The following is a 16,911-nucleotide window of genomic DNA, read 5'->3' on the forward strand; positions in this document are numbered from 1 at the left end:
TGGCGGCGTCGGCGGCGACGCCGGCCGGGCCGAGGGCGGCCATCGTTCCCGCAGCCGCGGCGACGCCCAGCGCGCGGCCGACCTTCTTCACCGTGCGCAGGGAGACGCCGCGCCGAACGGGTCGACGCACGATGTGGCGGGGTCGGCGCGCACGTCGCCATCCCCTCGGGGTGGGCGGGGGCGCTGCTGCCGGTGTTCTGTTGCTCATCGCTCACTCCTTGGGGGTGATGCGGGGCTCAGCCGCTGCTGACTGCCGGGTCTCCAGTCACCTGCTCGCGTGGGTCGCCGTGGTCGGCGATGTACTGCTTGATCACCTTGTCGGCGTAGCCGGTCGACCCGATCCGGCGGTCGACCTCCCGGAACGAGAGGCCCTGCCCGTTGCGGGCAGCGAGGTTGGAGCGCCAGATCTGGATGGCCTTGGCCGCCTTCTCGCCGTACTGCCGGACCAGGCTGATGTCCACCGGCAGGTCCGCGTCGCCGTCCACGTCGGCGGCCGTCTCGGGGTCGGTGACCGCTTCGAAGACCTCGGTCGGCGACTCGTCGGCCCTGGGGTTGCGAACCTCCGGCTCGGCTGGCGGCTTGGTCGTCGTGGACTGCTTGCTGGCGGCCTTCGTAGACGGGGCGCTGCCGTTTTTCTTCCGTCGCGCAACAGGCTCGACGGTTTCGCGTTCCCGCTCCTCACGGCCCTTCGCGCGGTCGCTGGAAATCTGGGCGACCTGGTGCAGGGACAGGCCCAGGGCAAGAGGCATCAGCGCGGAGAACGTGACGATCACCGCCAGCCAGCCCAGGGCGGGCAGGCTGGTTTTCCAGTCGAAGTCGTTGACCAGCTTGACGATGCCGCCCCGGTCTCGCACGAAGTCCACGATGTGCCAGATGGCGTTGCCGATCACCGACGCGGTGATGAAGAACAGCGCGGCCTTCTTGGCGAAATCGCGGGTCTTGGTTGCCAAGCGCCGGTTGAGCCAGGCACGAGTGAACTGGAGCACCGCCAGGTCGATACCGATGGGGAACAACTGCTTGGCCGGCGTGCTGAACCCCATGCCTTGCGCGAGGTTGTGCAGGGTTTCGTAAGAGATCACTGCGGTGGAGATCGCGACACCGAACGCCGAGAACGACCGGATCGGGTCGGACTCCGGCGACCCGGTGAGGACGTCGCTGAACTTCTGAACCCATGCCCACCTCTTTGTGGGCTGGTCCTCGACCGCGCTTTCGGGCGCGGTCTCGGTCGTGGGTGCGGTTTCGTTGGTCGGGGCGCTCATGGGGACATCGTGGCCCGGTTGGGTGATCGTTCCGCCGAGCGACATCCGGTTTCCTCCGCCTCGTTGTGCCTGATGGTCAAGCCGGTGCCCTGTCCGCTGGACTGCGAGCTAAGTAGCTAGCCCTTAACGTAAGGAGCTAGCCACTAACTTGTCAAGCGACTACTCTCCGGAGCGACAGTTGGAGGGGATGGATGAGTGGCTACCGCGACATCGCCGCAGACCTGCGGCGGCGGATACAGGAGGGTGAGTTCCGGGCGACCAACGGCTTCCTGCCGAAGATCGGTGATCTCCAGAGGCACTACAAGGTCGCACGTCAGACGGTGCGTTCGGCGCTGAAGCAGCTCGCGGAGCAGGGCCTGATCAAGCAGGGCCAGGGCCGGGGCGTCACCGCCCAGGTGATCGACCGGGACACGGTCCGGATCCCGCTGAGCCGTTACGGGAAGGTGCTCGCGCCCGGCGGTGAGCGGGGTCCGTGGGAGACGGCCTGCGCCGAGCAGGGCCTGGACGGGCGCATGGTGCTCGTCCAGTTCGACCGGGTGCCCGCCGACGACGTGCTGGCCGAGGCGATCGGCCTGCCGCGCGGCACCGAGTTGGTCTACCGCCGTCGCCACGCGATGCTGGGCGAGCGGATCCACCACGTGCAGATGGTCTGGTACCCCGCCGCCCTGGTGGAGGGCACGGGCTTGGCCGAGAACACCAAGGTTGTCGGCGGCGCCTTCGGCCTGCTGACCGCGCTGGGGCACCCGCCGGACATGAGCGACGAGATGATCACTGCGAGGATGCCCACCGCGGCCGAGGCCGCCGAGCTGGAGGCCAGCACCGGCGTTCCGCTGATGGTGGTCGAGCGGGTGGTGCGGGACCGCGCGGGCACGGTGCTGGAGTTCCAGCGGGTCATCGGGCCGTCCGACCGGATCGTGCTGCACTATGACCAGTTGCCCTTGGGAAGGAAGTGACAGGGGATGCGCAGGACGTACGCACCCGCGCCGCTCGTGCTCGACCCGCCGTCGCCGTGTGCGCACGAGGTCGACCGGGCGCACGAGGAAGTGCTGGCACGGCTGATGGCGGACTCGGCGACCAGGCTGGCGCTCGCGCCCGTTCCCTACGCGGATGACGAGGTGTGGTGGGTGGCCTACGGCGGCGTGCTGATCGGCACGGTCGTCAACCGGACGCCGGAGGTGACGCTGGGGGAGTGGTGGGCCACCGAGGCTGCCGGCGGCGAGCCCCGCGGACCGTTCCGGGTGGCGAGGCGGGCGGCGTCGAGCCTTCTTCCCGAGCGCGACCAGGCCTAGCGCTGCGGGGTGTTGGTGGCGCTGCACCGCCACCGCCCCGAGCGCAAGATCGCGGACAAGTCATCACCGTGCTACGGTCACCGTGTCTGGTAACCGGATACGGTGAGGTGTAGTAATGAGATCGACTTCCGGCGCGAGCGCACCGCCCGCCGAGGACTCCGCCCAGGACGCAGCGGGCGAAGCGGCGTTGATCGCCGTGCTCGCCAACCCGGATCTGTCCTGGGCTGCGAAGGGCGTCTACGCCTACCTGGTGAAGGCCGTGGGCGACAACGCGCCCGCGCCCGACGTGCACCGGCTCATGGCGAACGGCCCTCAGGGCAAGCAGGCGGTACGCAACGTCGTACAGGAACTGGTGGACGCCGGACTGGCGGACTACCAGCAGGTTCGCGTCGGCGGCCGGTACCGCGCCCAGATCCGCGTCCGGCACTTGGGCGACACGCCGCACCCGGACGGATCAGTGGCCCAGGACACGCTGGCGGGCTAACTTCCCCCCAGACATAGCGAAGCCCGGTGCGGCTAACACCGGGCGGACGCAAGACCGCAGGAGAACGCTTCCCATAGCACTGCGGCTGCCGTTCAGCGTACTGGTGGTTTCCGGTGTGCTGCAACAGGGTCAGCCGCGTGTCGAGACGAGGACACGTCGTGAACGACCACCACCGCGCCGCCCCGCCGGGGGGCGAGCCGCCGGAAACCCTGCAGATCGGCTCGGCCGAAGCAGGCAAGCCCAGCTACACCTTGGGGTGGGACTGGATCGACCTCCACCCGGAGCTGCCCGACGCCTCGGTGCGCGTCTACCGGGCAATCAGGATGTGCATCCTGGAGAAGGATCCCGACCGTCAGATCAAGCTCACCGACGAGGAGATCGGCGAGCTGACCCACCGCTCACGCACGTCGGTGTGGCGCGCGATGAAGCCGCTGTTCGCCCTCGGCCTCATCGAGGAGGTGTCGACCGAGCGTCGCTCGGTTCGGGTGCCCGGTGAGGCCAAGCCCCAGGTGCGCACGTTCCGCACGCTCACGGTCCACGACCACCCCCGCGGCGGCTACTCGAGCTACGAGGGGCCGGTCAACCCGTTCAACGTGCTGAAGCGGGTCGCGGCCGAGCGCGCGGCACGCGAGAGGACGCGTCGGGAAGCCCGAGCGAGGGAGACCGCGGCCGTGCCTGTTGCAGATCTGCAACCTCAGAACGACCTGCGGATTGTGGACAACTCGGGGCTGGTGGACCGCGTTGCAGATGTGCAACGTCAGTCTGACCTGCACGTTGTGGATAACTCGTCTGCTGTTGCAGATCTGCACAAAACCGGTTCCACATCTGCAACAGGCCCGAACCAGATGTGGAACGCAATAGAAGTAACCACTTACAACCAAGTAGTTGAAGTAACCGGGGCTCCCGCCCCGGACCCCGGACCCCGCACTCCTTCGGAGCACGGGACTGGAGATCAACTGCTTGACAATGCGGCTGGAAGTGGTGGTTACCAAGGTGACCACCAGACCGCGCGCGTGCGCGTGGTGCACATCGGCCGGGACTGGCTCAGGCCGGACTCCGAGGTGGTCGACCAGCTGGGCCTGTTGCTGGCGATCGAGTCGGACCTGACGCACGCCCAGGCGATGACCAGGGCCTACAAGAAGCTCGCGGAGGCCGTCGACCCGAAGTTGCTCGACCCTCAGATCGCCGACCTGCGCCGCAGCAGCCTGCCGCCGTTGACCACGGCCGAGGCTCGCTACCGGGTAGAGCGGGCCGCCGTCGAGGGCCTGCTGCTCAGCGCCGCCGAAGCCGCCGGCGTGACCATCAAGATCGCATCCGAAACGACGTCCAGGAGCCGCGCAGCCAGCCCGGCAGGGCAGGGCGCTGGTGGTGACCGCCGTCGAGCCGGTGGACGCGGCACGGGCGCTCTGGGGGCACAGGAGCCCGTTGCCGACCAGCGGACCGGGTAGGCGCGTGGACGCGACGGGGGATCCGGTCGAGGCCGCGGCGGTCCTGCTGCTGCGGCTGGGCAGGGGCCGCGACGAAGCGGCGGCCCGCGAGGTGCCGTTCGCCCGCCCTTCCGACGTCCTGGCCCGGTTGATGCAGGCCACGGTCGCGCTGGTGCACGAGATGGGCTGGGTGAGCGCGGAGACGCTGCTGGTGAACCTGGAGGTCACCGCCGATTCGCCGGTCGATCTCGACGCGGAGCCCTACCGGCAGGTGATCGGCGCGGTTCGGGCGACCATCACCGGCGCCACCGGCGAGATCGAGCGGGTGGCCGCGGAACTCGCGGCCGGGGACGAGCCGGTGCTGGTGGAAGGCGTCCGGTGCGCCGCGGCCCTGGCCCGCGCCACGCTGGACAGGTGCGTCGCCGAAGGCGTGCCCGTGCCGGTGTGGCTTCTCCCCGCGGTCTAGACCGGGAGACGGCGAGGGCCGCGCACGGCGATGTACGCGGCCCCGGTGGTGGAACTGCCGTCGATCAGTCGGCGAGGGCGTCGGCCGCGGCCGCGCGGCGGAACGCCGCCCAACTGCGAGCGGGCACGGCGAGCTGCGCCGCACGGCGCGCGGCCGGCGTCAACTTGGAGTCCTGGATGCCGACCACCGGGCCTGACTCGGCCTCGGCGAAGGCGATCGACACACAGCCGCTGGAGCTTCCGGAGTAGGAGGACTTCCGGTGCGGTAGCTCGGCGAGGACCAGGCGGTCCTGCGGCGTGGTGGCGCGGGGGCGGGAAGCGTTCGTCATGGGGTCTTGGTCTCCTTCAACAGTCTGTCGATGAAGCTCAGGCTCTGCGCCGGGGTCAGCGCCTCCGCCAGGGCCACGTCGAAGGTGTAGCGGTACCTCCGGGCCTGCCCTTTGTCGGTGGGTGAGCCTTCTTCGTAGATCCGGTGCGACGTGTCGCCGTCCACGAACACCATGTCGGGGTCGTCGTCGTCCGGGAACTCGAAGATCATGAAGGTATCCAGGCCGGGCGGGGTCACCGTGAACGGCATGACCTGGATGGTCACCGGTGGCCGGTCCTGGTCGCGGCCGACGTCGAGCAGGTACTGGTACTGCTCGCGCATGAGGACGTCGGGCTCGCCGGCCGCGTCGTCGCCGGGCTTGCGGACCTGGGTCCGGAGGGCGCCTTCGGTCATCACCGCGCGCAGGCCCTGGAAGCCGGGGGAGACCAGCTGCTTCTGCCACTCGGCGCGCAGGTCGGCGATGCGGTCGACGTTGTTCGGCACCACGAAGGCCCGCGACCGCTCGGCCACCGCCCTGGTGTAGTCGGGAGTCTGGAGCAGGCCGGGTATGAACAGGGTGTCGTAGGTTCGCACCGACCCGGCCAGCTCGCAGAGTTCCCCCAGCATCTCGACCGGCTCGGACACTATGTCGCTGTACTCGCGCCACTTGCCCTTGTCGTAGGCCCGGCTCCACAGCTCGTGCAGTGTGGATCTGGTGTGCTCGTTGGCGTTCAGCGCCGACAGCGCGAAGGCCAGGTGGTGTTCCTCCACGCGGCCGGTCCCGCCCTCGACGTGGCTCCAGTGGCCTTGGCCGAGGGTGCCCAGGTCACCGCCAGCCGCCTGTGCGATCTCGGCCATTCGGGCGATGAGGGCGGCCTGCGAGAGGTTGGCATCGACCCGGAGTCGTCGCAGGTGAGCGCCGAGGCGGGCGGCTCGCGCGGTCTTGCGTACGGGCATGGCTGTGCCCTTCCTGTACGGAGAGGGGGGAAGCAAGTACACCCTAAGTGATCTCCCCTCAACCTAGCCGCGAGTCGACCACACGAAAGAAGTAGCGGTTTGGGGTGGTTGATCGGAAATTATGGCGACATAATTGCCGAGAGGCCCCGCGGTGACGGGTGCCACACCAGCCAGGCGGCGGCTCCGGCTGCTTTCCCACCGACACCCCACGGTGTCGGCCCACCGGCGTCGGAGCCGCTGCCTTCCCAAACGAAGCGAGGTGCGCAGTGGTCAGCCTGCCGTTCCCCCGCCGGCGTCGGACAAGCCATGATGCCGTAGAGACGCAGCTCATCCCGGCGATCGACCCCGCCCGTTCACCGGATCGGGTGAACAAGGCCAAGACCGCGGCGAAGGAGCTGGTCGTCGCCCACGACGACCTGGTGGCCACCCGCACCGTCTCCGGGCGGATCGCCCTGCTGCCGAAGTCGGGCCACTGGCCCGAGGACGGCTGTCCCCTCGTCATGCCGATGCTCCGCGTCGGGCGCCTGCGCCGCGCCCTTCGGTGCCTGCTCCTGGACGCCGACCTGCCCGCCACCGGAGACCTCCAGGGCGAGGCCGAGGAGATCCACCGTGAAGCCCTCGCCGAGATGCGCCGCTTCGGCGCCCTCGTCGGCCGCGGGCAGGCGTGATGACCGTGGACACCGGCGAGCAGGAGACGGCCGAGGAGACGGCCGCCCGCGCACACCGGGAGCGCGAGGCCTTGAAGGCGCTGTACACGCGGCTCAGGATCAAGGGGTTTCGCCGCTACAACGTCCCGGCGCGCGGTGACGAACCCGCCTACGTGCTGTGGGTGCTGCTCTGGAAGGGGGAAGCGCTGGTGCTGCGCTCCAGCTCCACCCTCTCCGCGGTCGCCTACCGCGTGCGGATCGAGGACTTCAACCCCGAGCACCCCGAGATCGTGCCGGACGACTTCGAAGACCCGGACCCCGACGCGCCCCACCACAACGTCGAGGCATCGAGCCGCTACGAACGGTACAAGGCCGGGACGTTCACCGAAGTCACCACTGCTCTATTCGGGTGGAGTAACGAAACTGGTTCGTTCGGCGGCTCGTTGACCAAGTAAACCCCCCACAGGCCGCCTGATTCCCAGGTGGGTAGAAACCGCGACCCTGGAGCCACCTTCCATCCCCTCGGAAGGCTCCGGGGTCGCGGCCGTTAGGCCAGGTAGACGGCCCGACCGCAACGTCTAGACAAGCACTATTGCTTCAGAGTGAACTGAAGACTGCCCGCTCCGGGCCGTGCCCGGCTTCTCCGGGGAAAGATCGTCCGAGCCGGTTTTTGGGGTTGCGGACCGCTCGGATCGCCGCTGCACGCGGCCACCGGTCGGGGATTGGACCAAGGCGGCGCGGTGGAAACGTTACTACCCTGCTCTGGCATGGACGACTTCGAGTCGCTGGAACCGCTCGACCTGCCGGGCCGCCGAGCCATCCTCGCCCAGGCCCTCGCCCTTCCCCGCCTCGCCGAAGACCTGGGCGCGCACGCCTTGGTGCGGCTGTTCGGCGGTTTCCGCAACGCCTCCGCCGCAATGAGCCGCGGCGCGGACCTGGCGTTCTACCTGGCGTGGGAGCGGGGCGCGTCACTGCCTGATCTCGCCCGCCCGATCGGCAAGGGCTACAAGAAGAGTGCCGCCAGCCGCCGCAACATCCTGACCCGCCCGGTGACCGGCTACCCGGAGGGCTCGCACCAGCTGGTCGACCACATCCGCCGCCAGTACGCCGCGGTGGGCGGAGACCTGGGCGAACTCGACGCGTTCCTCGACGCCGTCGCCCCGGTGCCGTTCGCCGAGGAGCGTTCACGCGCCGAGAGCTGACACAACGGCGGGAACGTGCGCCGGCGAACGGCACACGTTCCCGCCGGGGTCGCAGGGTCAGGCGTCGGTGAGCACGGACGGGTCGCGCCGGACCACCATCACCAGCCGGCCCAACTCCACCCACGACTCGCCGTCGACCACCCAGTCCTCGGGCAGGACGTTGGTCAGGTGCCGGTCGTTCGGGGTCTCGTCGGCGACCCAGACGAACGACTCCGGGCCGGCGAGGGTGCGCTGGCGGGTGGGGTTGTACACGGTGATCGACCACTGCCCGTCGCTCGCGTCGGCGACCGCCACGCCGAGGTCGGTCCGGGTCTGGTAGTCACCTTCGTTGTAGAGGCGCGCGACGGCGCGCACCGCGGCGGCCGACCACGAGTCCCTGGCCGCATCCCGGTACCGGTAGGGGAGCGGTTCGAGTTCGAACACGCCCCACCCGGCCAGGTTGAGCCAGGCGCCGGTGTTCTCCACCAGGTAGTTGTCCGCGACCGAGCCGGGCCAGCGCTCGTAGGCCGCGGGGCGCAGCCACTCGTCCACCAGCTCCAGGTAGGCGAAGCGGTGGATCGTGGCGAACGAGCTGCCGGGGCGGTCGGTCGCCTTGTCGTACGTGGACTTCAGCAGCGGCTCCCGCAGGTGGATGGCGTCGCGCAGTGCCGCGATCTCGTCGTCCTCGCTGTCGAGCAGGCGGACCAGGCCGAGAGGGGCGATCCGTGCGCGCAGCTCGCCGTCGTCCAGGTCGGCGAGGTCGGCCGTGTCGTTGGGGGACAAGGTGTTTCTCCGTTCGGCGTTCATGAGCGCCCGCCGATTGCGGGCTGCTCCACCCCCGTACGCGGGGAAGTTCGCCGGCCGCAGGCTACTGCGGCCGGCGCGCGGTCACTCGGCGCTCGGCTGCGCCAGGTCGGTGCGTGCACCGGAACCGGGGCGGTTGTCGTCCCAGGTGCGAATGGTGCGCGGGTACCAGTAGTTGCGTCCACCGCGGACCTCGTCCGGCGCGGGCGCGTCGCCATTGGCGACGTAGGCCCGCCAGGTCGAGCCCTTGATGCCGAGGTAGTCGCACACCATCGCCGCAGGCCACATCAAGGTGCGGCTCGGGTTGTTCGCGCGCCACTGCTGCTGCTCGTGAAGCTGCTTCTCGTGCGCCGCAGCCATGATCTCCACGGAGTTCGCGCCAGGGTCTGCGGGCTTGTAGGAGCCGACGTGGCCACCCAGCCGCCCGTGGAAGCAGTCGTTCGGGTCTGCGGGCTCCCATCCGTGCGACCACTGGATGATCTCGAAGGGTCGGCCCGTCGAGGTGCGCGGCTTGCTGTGCACGTGGAACTCGTCCGTGGCCCAGGTCACCAGCAGTCGCCAGGGCGTCTCGCCGGTGCGAACCCGCTTCGGCACGGGGATGGAGGGATCCGGCGCGCTGCGCCAGACGATCAGGCCGCGCCAGTCGCCGGCGATCTCGCCGTTGGCCAGCTCGTAGACGACCTCGGTGGTGTAGATGCTGCCGGGTGCGTAGGGCTCGGCGCTCTTGGCGGTGGTCTTCGTGCTCATGACCATAACCCTACAGCGCTTAGCGCTGTGAGGTCAAAGTTATGAGGGGTGCTCGGGATCAGCGGTCGGTGCGTTCGCTCGGCCGCGACAGCAGCGCGTCGTGCTCGACTGGATCGCCGAACTCCCGGTCGACGTCGAACAGGCTGGGCGTCATGTCGACCAGGTCGAAGCGTTTGCCGTCCTGGCCTTGGTCGTAGACGCGCAGGTCTTTGCAGGCCGGGCAGCGGTAGGCGACCAGGCGGATGACCGCCCAGGCTGGTTGGTCGCGGTCGCGCAGGTAGACCCGCCCCGAAGGAAGTCGGCGCTCCTCCGGCCACGGGTACGTCTCACCGGGCAGCGGGTCGACCACACCGAACGTCATCCACGGCTGGCCGTCGTAGCGGCACTTCCGCACCTCGCACGTCAGGTCGACGTGCGACACCAGGGGCGCGATTTCCCACTCGTACCAGCGCACTCGGCGGTTGTCGTAGCGGATGAGCTGGGGGAGGGCGCCGCCGGTGTTAGACCACGCCAGGGTCGGGCCGCGACGATCGGTGGTCACTGCTCGTCCACGAACCGGCCGCACCACTGCCGGCCGTCGCCCAGGTCATGCTGGTCGACGCGGTAGCGCGCTTCGACCATGACGCCGTCGACCACCACCGCGAGGTCGAAGAACGGCGCGTTCATCCACAGCGGCAGTTCACCCGAGGCCGCAAGCGGGAACTCGACGCGCCTTCCCCTCAGGGGGCCGTCGAGCAGGGGCAGGATCAGCGTGTCGCGCCGCGGCTGACGGGCCGGCTTCGGAGGCTTCCTGCGCAGTAGCGAGAACAGGCGGCGCACGCGATCACCAGCTCGCCTGATACGTCAGCATCCACAGCGGTCCGTCGTCCATCGGGCTGACCACCGGCATGTAGCGGTGCCACTCCACGGTGCCGTCGATGGCGGCCTGGACGTCGACGGGCGCGGCCGGCCGGGGGAGCGCGTCGTCGCCAGCGTGCAGCGGCACCTCGAAGATCAGACCTTCGAGCGGGCCGTCGACCATGAGCAGTTCGACGCTGCCGGTCGGCAACGGCTGGTCGAGAAGGGCGAACACGTCGGTCATCGGGGTGTCCCTTCGTCCGGGAGGCCGGGCGTCGAGCATCCCAAGCCCTCCGCCATTCTAGGCAGATGCCTAGGCAGACGCCTAGGCGTCCGGGTACCGTCGCCGCATGGACTACCGAACCGAGCTGACCCGATGGCTGGAGGAGGGAACAGCACGACGATGGCGTGACGCGCAGAGGATCCCGCGCAAGCAGGCCGCGGCCGACGTCGGCGTTGACGAGGCGACGATCCGCCGGTGGGAGACCGGGAAGACCACACCGGTAGGCGACAACGCGCGCCGCTACCACCGATGGCTCAGGAGCATCGAGCCGAAGACCTGACCGACCACGACAAGCGGGTGGGCCACCCCAGCCTGGACAGCACAGATGGCCCACCCCGGATCACGAGGGGAACCCATGACCCGCAGCACCGATCGTAGAGCCATGCCCAGCGGCGCCCCGCCGGGTGACGTGGTGCCGAGTAATGCTCCAGCCATGAGCACCCGACCGGAAGCACCGCGCGACCCGCAGCCGTCCGGCAACGCCGTGTTCAGCTCCTGCGCCAAGGCGGACCGGGCCGGCCACGACCGTGCGGCCTGCCAGGTCTGCGACACCTACCGCTACACGCTCGACCGCGCGTGGGGCGACGGCCCGATCGTCGGGTGGCTCATGCTCAACCCGTCGACCGCCACCAGCACCGCCGACGACCCCACCATCCGCCGCTGCACCGGCTTCACGGCGGCATGGGGCTACGAGCGCTTCACCGTGCGCAACCTCTTCGCCTTGTGCGCCACCAAGCCCGAAGCGCTGAAGGTCCACTTGGACCCGGTCGGCCCGGACAACGACGACCACCTCTGCGACCTGGTCCACGCCGACATCGTGGTCTGCGCCTGGGGCAACCACGGCCGCATCGACGGGCGTGCGCGGCAGGTGGTGGAGATGCTGGCCGACCTCCATGTCGACCTCGTCCACCTCGGGCTGACCGGACTGCACCAGCCCAAGCACCCGCTGTTCACGCTGGGGACGTTGCGCCCGCAGCCACTGGACGTGGCGAAGTTCCTGCGGCGACGGGGGCGGTGACGATGGCAGTCCTGATCACGATCAGCACCCAGCGGGTGTTCGCCGACGTCGCGAAGGTCCGTGCGGGTGTCGGCGGCGTCCGGCGCGACCTGCCGCACGGCACCGCCGACCTCAACGACGACGAGCTGCACGCGTTCACCGCCGCGGTGGCCGACAACCTCGACGCCAGGGGAGAGCTGACCTGGCGGGCGCTGGTCGAGGCCCGCGTGCAGGCGGCGTTCGCCGAACCCGACCCCGGCCTCCTGCGCCGCAAGCTGGTCGAGCTGATGGCCCTGTGCTCGGAATGGGTCGAGGCGATCGACCACGAGACGGCGGCCGCGCTGCTGGCCGAGGCCGAGGACCGGCAGGGCTCCGGACCGGTGGAGCCGTCGCTGTTCGCGGAGGAGCGATGACGGGCACCGCGCGCCGGATGCGGCGCTGGCGAGACACGGAAGGGCGCCAGTACGACGAGTTGCCCAACAGCCTGATCCGCGAACGGCTGCCGAAAGGCGGCCAGCGTCATCGGCACCCCGGCCCGTACCCGGAGCCGCGGACGTACGAGTCCGTCGAGGCCGAGCGCGGTCCGCTGGAGCTGATGCGCGACTGATCCTCGGGTCGGTGCCGGCGTGGCTTCCCCTCGGCACCGACCCGACCCCAACCGGCGGCCCGCGCCACGCGAGCCGGACCCGCAAGGAGGTGGCCCCCGTGGCGAAGTGCGTGGTCTCGCGCGTCGAAGGCCTGCCCATGCCGATGTGCACGGTGCACACCAAGCCCGCGCCGTGCCTGCACAACGGCGAACCGGCCTCGCCCGAGGCCCTGCACACCACGGACGGCGAAGGCCGGGACCGCCTGATCCACCGCTGGTGGCTGAAGACCCGCGGGCAGCGCGGACTGGTGCTGCACCGCCACAGCTGGCCCGGCCTGGTCGACGGCGAACACCCGCTGACCGTCGACTGCCCGTGCGGACCCGAGGTGATCGACGCCAGCGACGAGCCGATTCCCCGGCCTGAGCCGAGCACACAGACGCCGGCCTGACGCCGGATTCGAAAAGCCCCGAGCCCTTCCCCTGCTCGGGGCTTTTCGCATTTCTGGCCGCTAATTGCGATATTGACATCTGTCACCTATTCCGCATAGTCTTTTATTGCCCAATCACGACACGTTACGCACCACAGTTAACGTCGTCATCGTGCGGGATCGACGGGAATTCTCCCGATGCAATGCGTGTAGTGAAAGGAAACGGTGATGACCGCTGCAACGGAAACGCGCCCACCCGCCGAGGCGGACGGCGCGGCGGTGGACGAGAACGCGGCACGCGTCGCGCAGCTCGCCGCGCAGATCGACGCCATCGCGGCACGCCGGATGCGCCCGCCGACGAAGAAGGTGCCGCACCCGCTGATCGTGGTGGAGGGCCTGCACGGCTCCGGGAAGTCCTGGTGCATCGCGGAGTTCTCCGCCAGCAGCAAGGTCGGCCGCGTGTACTGGCTGGAGCTGGGCGCGGAGGGCACGCACGACCAGTACGGGGCGGTCCCCGGCGCGAAGTTCGAGATCGTGGACCACACCGGCGACTGGCACGACATCCTCGCCGCCGTCCGCGACGTCAAGGAGATCGCCCGCCTGGCGCTGGCCGCCGGCGAGCCGCCGGTGGTCCTGGCGTTCGAGACGGCCACCGCCGAATGGGAGATGCTGAGCAATTGGGCCGACGCCCGATCCCGCAACAGCGACACCGCGCGGCTGAAGCTCCAGAAAGACCCCGACGCCGATATCACCACCTCGCACACCCACTGGACGGCGGCGAAGCGTCGGCACCGGAAGCTGATGACGGAGCTGCTGACGTTCCCCGGAATCGTCGTCGTCACCGCCCAGTCCGAATGGGGCGCGGAGTTCAAGAACAACCGGCCGGTGGAGGGCGCGCCGCCCATCTACAAGGTCAAGGCCGAGGGTTCGCTGCTGCGGGACGCGATGGTCGTGGTGCGGCTGTCCAACGAGCCGCGGACCCCGCCGCTGGTCACCAAGTGCCGCTCCGTGCAGCACGCCGTGCGCCCCGGATACGACGACCCGAAGCCGTACGAGGACTTCAGCCTGGAAGACCTGGTGTTCCGCGTCCTGGGCTACGAGCCGCAGGACTCCCACGTCCGCGACATCAAGGAGCTGACCGCCGGCGACCTGACCGAGGACGAGCGCCCGGAGGAGGAGGTGGCCGAGGAGCGGCGGGTCGAGCAGCACCGCGCCCGCCGGCAGGGCGCCGTCGAGACCGGCGGTCGGCGGCAGTTCGCGGCACCGCCCGTCGAGCAGGCCGCCCGTCCGGCCGTTCCGTCGCCGCAGGAGGAGATGAAGATCCTCCTCGCCCGCGTGGCCGCCGGATACGTGAAGCTGAACATCACCGTGGCCGGCGACCAGCTCGCACTCGCCACCGCCCTGATCGGCCGCCCGATCGGCAGCTCGGCCGACCTCACGAAGGACGACCTGGAGAAGCTGCTCAACGAGCTGATCAACCTCTTCGCGATGGACGACCGCGGCGCGGCCCTGATCCCGCGGCTGATCGCCGAGGCGCGCGGCGAGAAGGCGGACGTCCCGGCATGACCGCCGCACTCCTCGCCGCGCGACGCGGCAGGGCCATCACCCGACCGGCGGCGCACGACGGCCCGCCGGCCGGGTGGTTCGGCGACGTCGACCCGGAGTGGGAGCCGGCGCGGCCCGACGTGGTCGACGCGGTGCGCGACGGCTCGGCCCGCGAACAGGCACAGTGGATCATCGCCCGGCGGTCCGGCTGGGTGATCGCGGGGGAGTGGCGGCGAGCCCGCCGCCGGATGCTCCAGGCCGACGTCTCGCCGTTCGAGCGGGACTGGTACGAGGCCTACTTCGATCAGCTCGACCGGTTCGTGTCGCTACGTGGTGTGGTTGCGCTGGAGCTACACGATCATGGTTGACCGCCCCTTTACAGGGGTTAAGAAACTCCGTTTATCGTCGTTACGGGCCTGAGCGTTACACGTTGCAAATTTGCAAGTTTGCGGGAATGTTGAGTAACCGTCTCTCAACGGAACGTGATAACAGATCGTGCGCAATCGGGCTGGTCCGATCGGGTGACTTAGCCGCATCATTGCGGGTTAGGTCACCCTTCCCCAGCAGGCCAGACGCTCGGCGGGACACGCGAACCTACGTCTCGGTAGGTACGCAAACGACGTTGTCAGGCAAGGGTAACGGCGGAGCGTTACCGCCGGCGGGCAAAGAAATTCACGTTTGCAGGCTCAGTCGGAGACGGTTGCGATACGTGACCGTTACCTGAGCGTGATTTGAAACCATTTGAAAGCGCACGTAAGTTCCAAGGCACCGGGCATACGACACAGCGTGACCCGGCACCAGCAACCAGGAGATGGTTTCAGGGCTCCGGGGTCACCCTGCACGGTGACACCCGGAGCCTGGGCCGAGAGGCCCGGAACCCCCACCTGATTCCCACTTGCCGGGGGGCGTCATGAATCGTACCCGTGAACGGTTGGAAATCACCTGCTCAGCGGGTCCGCAACCGTACGGACACCTTCGTAGTTCCGCGTCGGCCGGCCTCCGTGCGGCCAGACCTTCAGCCGCGCCCTGACGGCGACCACGACCCGTCACTGGCGACATCCGCACCTCTCCGCGAGGACTCCGACGGGAAGAACCCTAGCGTCGCACCCCGTCATCGCCGCCCGCCGTTCGCATGGATTCACTCCGATGCGTCGGCGTTCCCACCATGCCCGGAGCCCTGCACGGCCCCGTGGCGCACACCTCCGTGGAGCACTCCGTGTACGACCCCAACGGTCCCGACGTCCCCGCAAGGGTTCGCCCGGGCCGCTCGTTCCCGCACGCCACCATCGGCCACTTCGTCTTCCTCGCCGAGATCCCGACCCAGTCCAAGACCCTCTACGGGATCCTGAGGATGCACTGCAACCGCGAACGCGGCGACGAGATGGCCTGGCCGTCGCAAGCCTCCCTGGCCGCCCTGCTCGGCCTGGCGAAGCCCACCGACGTGGGCAAGTACGTCAAGCCGCTGGTCCAGCTCGGCGCGGTCGAGGTCGAGACCGACCGCTACGGCCCGAACCGGATGTTCAAGCGGCTGCTCTACACCGTCCACGAGGCGCCGCCCGAGGGCTACACCGGTGTCGCCTCCCTGACGGACTGGTACGCCGCACGCAAGGCCGCGGGCAAAGCCCCCAGCTCCCGCCGGCGTCGACCGCAGCGCCAGAAACCGCAGCTCACGCCGGAGATCCCTTCCAGTGGAGCACCGGCACGGTGGCGCAACCCGCAGCTCGGCACGGTCACCCCTTCGAAGGGAGGTCCGGAGACCCCTCTGAAGGGAGGTCCGGACACCCCGACCAAGGGACGTCCGGTCACCCCTTCAGAGGGAGATCAACTACCTGAACCAGTAACTACCTGAAGTGAAGAACTACCTGAACCGCCACGCTGCCGCGCGGCTTCCGGTCCTCGGTCGCTGCGCTCCCTGCGGTCCGGGTCCGCTTGCCAACGAAAGATCCCCGGACTGCGTAGTCGATCACTGCCCGGCCCAGGTCGGCAAGGTACCCAGACACGCGCGCGTGCGCGGGCGCGCGCGCGAGAACCGCAACCGCGCATCACACAAAACCGCTGCTCATCGAACACGGAACAGGGGGAAAGATGATCACCGCCGCCCTGCTCGCCTGCTGGAGACCGTCAGGGGCCAACCGCACCCGCGAAGACCCGGCCGTGGGCACCCTGTTGGCCTACGACCACCGCGCTTGGCACGTGGTCGAGATCCGCCGGCTGCCTGAAGAACGCTGGGACGACCTCGACCGGGCGATGATCGCCGAGTGGGGACCGGCCGCGGCTCCGCGCATCGCGGTCCTGCACGCCGCCGACCCCGCCGCAGCGGCGCCGGGCGTCGCCTGGCTGCGCTGGTGGCCCAGCCGCACCGCGTGGTGGGTCTACCCGAGCCCTCACTACCCGGTCTGCGCCCACTGCGGCGAACCACATCCGTGCCGAGCCGCCGAAGCAGCCCACCTCGCGGCGCAGGAGATCGCCCGCGCCGCCCGCTACGAGCACCCCGACGTCTGCCCGGAGTGCGGCGGCCACGTCGAGTCGCACCATCGGCCGCTCCGGTTCGACCGCAACATCATCTGGCCCGGCGGTCCGCCGGTGAGCTTCCACGGCAACCGCAAGGCGTGCCGCCGCGCCGCCGAGGCCTACGCCGCCCGCATGTCGGCAGTATCCGCCCGCTGAA

General features: G+C 69.5%; 25 protein-coding genes. 17 read left to right on the forward strand and 8 right to left on the reverse strand.

What is annotated here, in order from left to right; all coding sequences use genetic code 11:
• Positions 1 to 236: 236 nt before the first annotated feature.
• Complete coding sequence (locus tag ACFQ3T_RS01905; RefSeq protein ID WP_380719037.1) at positions 237 to 1,259, reverse strand: DUF2637 domain-containing protein; 1,023 nt, start codon at positions 1,257 to 1,259, stop codon at positions 237 to 239.
• A 191-nt stretch (positions 1,260 to 1,450) separates the two neighbouring features.
• On the opposite strand from ACFQ3T_RS01905, the gene ACFQ3T_RS01910 reads away from it, so the two are divergent.
• The 5 genes from ACFQ3T_RS01910 (at position 1,451) to ACFQ3T_RS01930 (ending at position 4,925) form a co-directional block, all read left to right on the forward strand.
• Positions 1,451 to 2,212, forward strand: a complete 762-nt coding sequence (locus ACFQ3T_RS01910; protein WP_380719040.1) for a GntR family transcriptional regulator — start codon at positions 1,451 to 1,453, stop codon at positions 2,210 to 2,212.
• A 6-nt stretch (positions 2,213 to 2,218) separates the two neighbouring features.
• Entirely contained in the window at positions 2,219 to 2,548 is a 330-nt protein-coding gene (locus ACFQ3T_RS01915; protein ID WP_380719042.1) for a hypothetical protein, read from the forward strand.
• Positions 2,549 to 2,663: 115 nt separating this feature from the next.
• Positions 2,664 to 3,032, forward strand: coding sequence for a hypothetical protein (locus tag ACFQ3T_RS01920; RefSeq protein WP_380719044.1), 369 nt, complete (start codon positions 2,664 to 2,666; stop codon positions 3,030 to 3,032).
• A gap of 158 nt (positions 3,033 to 3,190) precedes the next feature.
• Entirely contained in the window at positions 3,191 to 4,480 is a 1,290-nt protein-coding gene (locus ACFQ3T_RS01925) for a hypothetical protein (protein WP_380719047.1), read from the forward strand.
• 4 nt (positions 4,481 to 4,484) lie between these two features.
• The gene (locus ACFQ3T_RS01930; protein ID WP_380719049.1) at positions 4,485 to 4,925 is read left to right on the forward strand and encodes a hypothetical protein; all 441 of its coding nucleotides are present in this window, start codon (positions 4,485 to 4,487) and stop codon (positions 4,923 to 4,925) included.
• A gap of 64 nt (positions 4,926 to 4,989) precedes the next feature.
• Here ACFQ3T_RS01930 and ACFQ3T_RS01935 read toward each other — a convergent pair whose 3' ends face one another.
• Both ACFQ3T_RS01935 and ACFQ3T_RS01940 read right to left on the reverse strand, forming a co-directional pair.
• Entirely contained in the window at positions 4,990 to 5,253 is a 264-nt protein-coding gene (locus ACFQ3T_RS01935) for a DUF397 domain-containing protein (RefSeq protein WP_380719051.1), read from the reverse strand.
• Entirely contained in the window at positions 5,250 to 6,089 is an 840-nt protein-coding gene (locus tag ACFQ3T_RS01940; RefSeq protein ID WP_380719053.1) for a DUF5753 domain-containing protein, read from the reverse strand. Before ACFQ3T_RS01940 ends, ACFQ3T_RS01935 begins: the two co-directional genes overlap by 4 nt.
• Positions 6,090 to 6,553: 464 nt before the next feature.
• Between ACFQ3T_RS01940 and ACFQ3T_RS01945 the strand changes: the two genes are divergently transcribed.
• The 3 genes from ACFQ3T_RS01945 (at position 6,554) to ACFQ3T_RS01955 (ending at position 8,037) form a co-directional block, all read left to right on the forward strand.
• Complete coding sequence (locus tag ACFQ3T_RS01945; RefSeq protein ID WP_380719055.1) at positions 6,554 to 6,856, forward strand: hypothetical protein; 303 nt, start codon at positions 6,554 to 6,556, stop codon at positions 6,854 to 6,856.
• The gene (locus ACFQ3T_RS01950) at positions 6,856 to 7,290 is read left to right on the forward strand and encodes a hypothetical protein (protein ID WP_380719057.1); all 435 of its coding nucleotides are present in this window, start codon (positions 6,856 to 6,858) and stop codon (positions 7,288 to 7,290) included. Before ACFQ3T_RS01945 ends, ACFQ3T_RS01950 begins: the two co-directional genes overlap by 1 nt.
• 312 nt (positions 7,291 to 7,602) lie before the next feature.
• The gene (locus ACFQ3T_RS01955) at positions 7,603 to 8,037 is read left to right on the forward strand and encodes a hypothetical protein (protein ID WP_380719059.1); all 435 of its coding nucleotides are present in this window, start codon (positions 7,603 to 7,605) and stop codon (positions 8,035 to 8,037) included.
• Between the two features lie 57 nt (positions 8,038 to 8,094).
• On the opposite strand, the gene ACFQ3T_RS01960 is transcribed toward ACFQ3T_RS01955, so the two are convergent.
• From ACFQ3T_RS01960 to ACFQ3T_RS01980, 5 genes are all read right to left on the reverse strand, one after another.
• Entirely contained in the window at positions 8,095 to 8,799 is a 705-nt protein-coding gene (locus tag ACFQ3T_RS01960; RefSeq protein WP_380719061.1) for a hypothetical protein, read from the reverse strand.
• A gap of 105 nt (positions 8,800 to 8,904) precedes the next feature.
• Complete coding sequence (locus ACFQ3T_RS01965; RefSeq protein ID WP_380719063.1) at positions 8,905 to 9,567, reverse strand: helix-turn-helix transcriptional regulator; 663 nt, start codon at positions 9,565 to 9,567, stop codon at positions 8,905 to 8,907.
• 58 nt (positions 9,568 to 9,625) lie between these two features.
• The gene (locus ACFQ3T_RS01970) at positions 9,626 to 10,108 is read right to left on the reverse strand and encodes a hypothetical protein (protein WP_380719065.1); all 483 of its coding nucleotides are present in this window, start codon (positions 10,106 to 10,108) and stop codon (positions 9,626 to 9,628) included.
• Positions 10,105 to 10,386, reverse strand: coding sequence for a hypothetical protein (locus ACFQ3T_RS01975; protein ID WP_380719067.1), 282 nt, complete (start codon positions 10,384 to 10,386; stop codon positions 10,105 to 10,107). The genes ACFQ3T_RS01970 and ACFQ3T_RS01975 overlap by 4 nt, the downstream gene beginning before the upstream one ends.
• Before the next feature lie 4 nt (positions 10,387 to 10,390).
• Positions 10,391 to 10,648, reverse strand: coding sequence for a hypothetical protein (locus tag ACFQ3T_RS01980; protein ID WP_380719069.1), 258 nt, complete (start codon positions 10,646 to 10,648; stop codon positions 10,391 to 10,393).
• Between the two features lie 106 nt (positions 10,649 to 10,754).
• Between ACFQ3T_RS01980 and ACFQ3T_RS01985 the strand changes: the two genes are divergently transcribed.
• The 9 genes from ACFQ3T_RS01985 (at position 10,755) to ACFQ3T_RS02025 (ending at position 16,910) form a co-directional block, all read left to right on the forward strand.
• On the forward strand, positions 10,755 to 10,967 hold the full coding sequence (locus tag ACFQ3T_RS01985) for a helix-turn-helix domain-containing protein (RefSeq protein ID WP_380719071.1): 213 nt from the start codon (positions 10,755 to 10,757) through the stop codon (positions 10,965 to 10,967).
• A 153-nt stretch (positions 10,968 to 11,120) separates the two neighbouring features.
• On the forward strand, positions 11,121 to 11,705 hold the full coding sequence (locus tag ACFQ3T_RS01990) for a DUF1643 domain-containing protein (protein ID WP_380719073.1): 585 nt from the start codon (positions 11,121 to 11,123) through the stop codon (positions 11,703 to 11,705).
• Positions 11,706 to 11,707: 2 nt separating this feature from the next.
• The gene (locus ACFQ3T_RS01995; RefSeq protein WP_380719076.1) at positions 11,708 to 12,097 is read left to right on the forward strand and encodes a hypothetical protein; all 390 of its coding nucleotides are present in this window, start codon (positions 11,708 to 11,710) and stop codon (positions 12,095 to 12,097) included.
• Positions 12,094 to 12,291 carry a hypothetical protein gene (locus ACFQ3T_RS02000; protein WP_380719078.1) on the forward strand — a complete coding sequence of 66 codons (198 nt, stop codon included), beginning with the start codon at positions 12,094 to 12,096 and terminating at the stop codon, positions 12,289 to 12,291. Before ACFQ3T_RS01995 ends, ACFQ3T_RS02000 begins: the two co-directional genes overlap by 4 nt.
• A gap of 98 nt (positions 12,292 to 12,389) precedes the next feature.
• On the forward strand, positions 12,390 to 12,719 hold the full coding sequence (locus tag ACFQ3T_RS02005; protein ID WP_380719080.1) for a hypothetical protein: 330 nt from the start codon (positions 12,390 to 12,392) through the stop codon (positions 12,717 to 12,719).
• 207 nt (positions 12,720 to 12,926) lie between these two features.
• Complete coding sequence (locus ACFQ3T_RS02010) at positions 12,927 to 14,264, forward strand: hypothetical protein (RefSeq protein WP_380719082.1); 1,338 nt, start codon at positions 12,927 to 12,929, stop codon at positions 14,262 to 14,264.
• Positions 14,261 to 14,611, forward strand: a complete 351-nt coding sequence (locus tag ACFQ3T_RS02015) for a hypothetical protein (RefSeq protein ID WP_380719084.1) — start codon at positions 14,261 to 14,263, stop codon at positions 14,609 to 14,611. Before ACFQ3T_RS02010 ends, ACFQ3T_RS02015 begins: the two co-directional genes overlap by 4 nt.
• 797 nt (positions 14,612 to 15,408) lie before the next feature.
• Positions 15,409 to 16,092, forward strand: a complete 684-nt coding sequence (locus tag ACFQ3T_RS02020) for a hypothetical protein (RefSeq protein ID WP_380719086.1) — start codon at positions 15,409 to 15,411, stop codon at positions 16,090 to 16,092.
• Between the two features lie 236 nt (positions 16,093 to 16,328).
• A complete protein-coding gene (locus ACFQ3T_RS02025) occupies positions 16,329 to 16,910 on the forward strand; it encodes a hypothetical protein (protein WP_380719088.1) in 582 nt (193 codons plus the stop codon).
• Position 16,911: the final 1 nt, after the last annotated feature.

Origin of the sequence: Saccharothrix hoggarensis, assembly GCF_042678885.1 — a bacterium.
GTDB lineage: Bacteria > Actinomycetota > Actinomycetes > Mycobacteriales > Pseudonocardiaceae > Actinosynnema > Actinosynnema hoggarensis.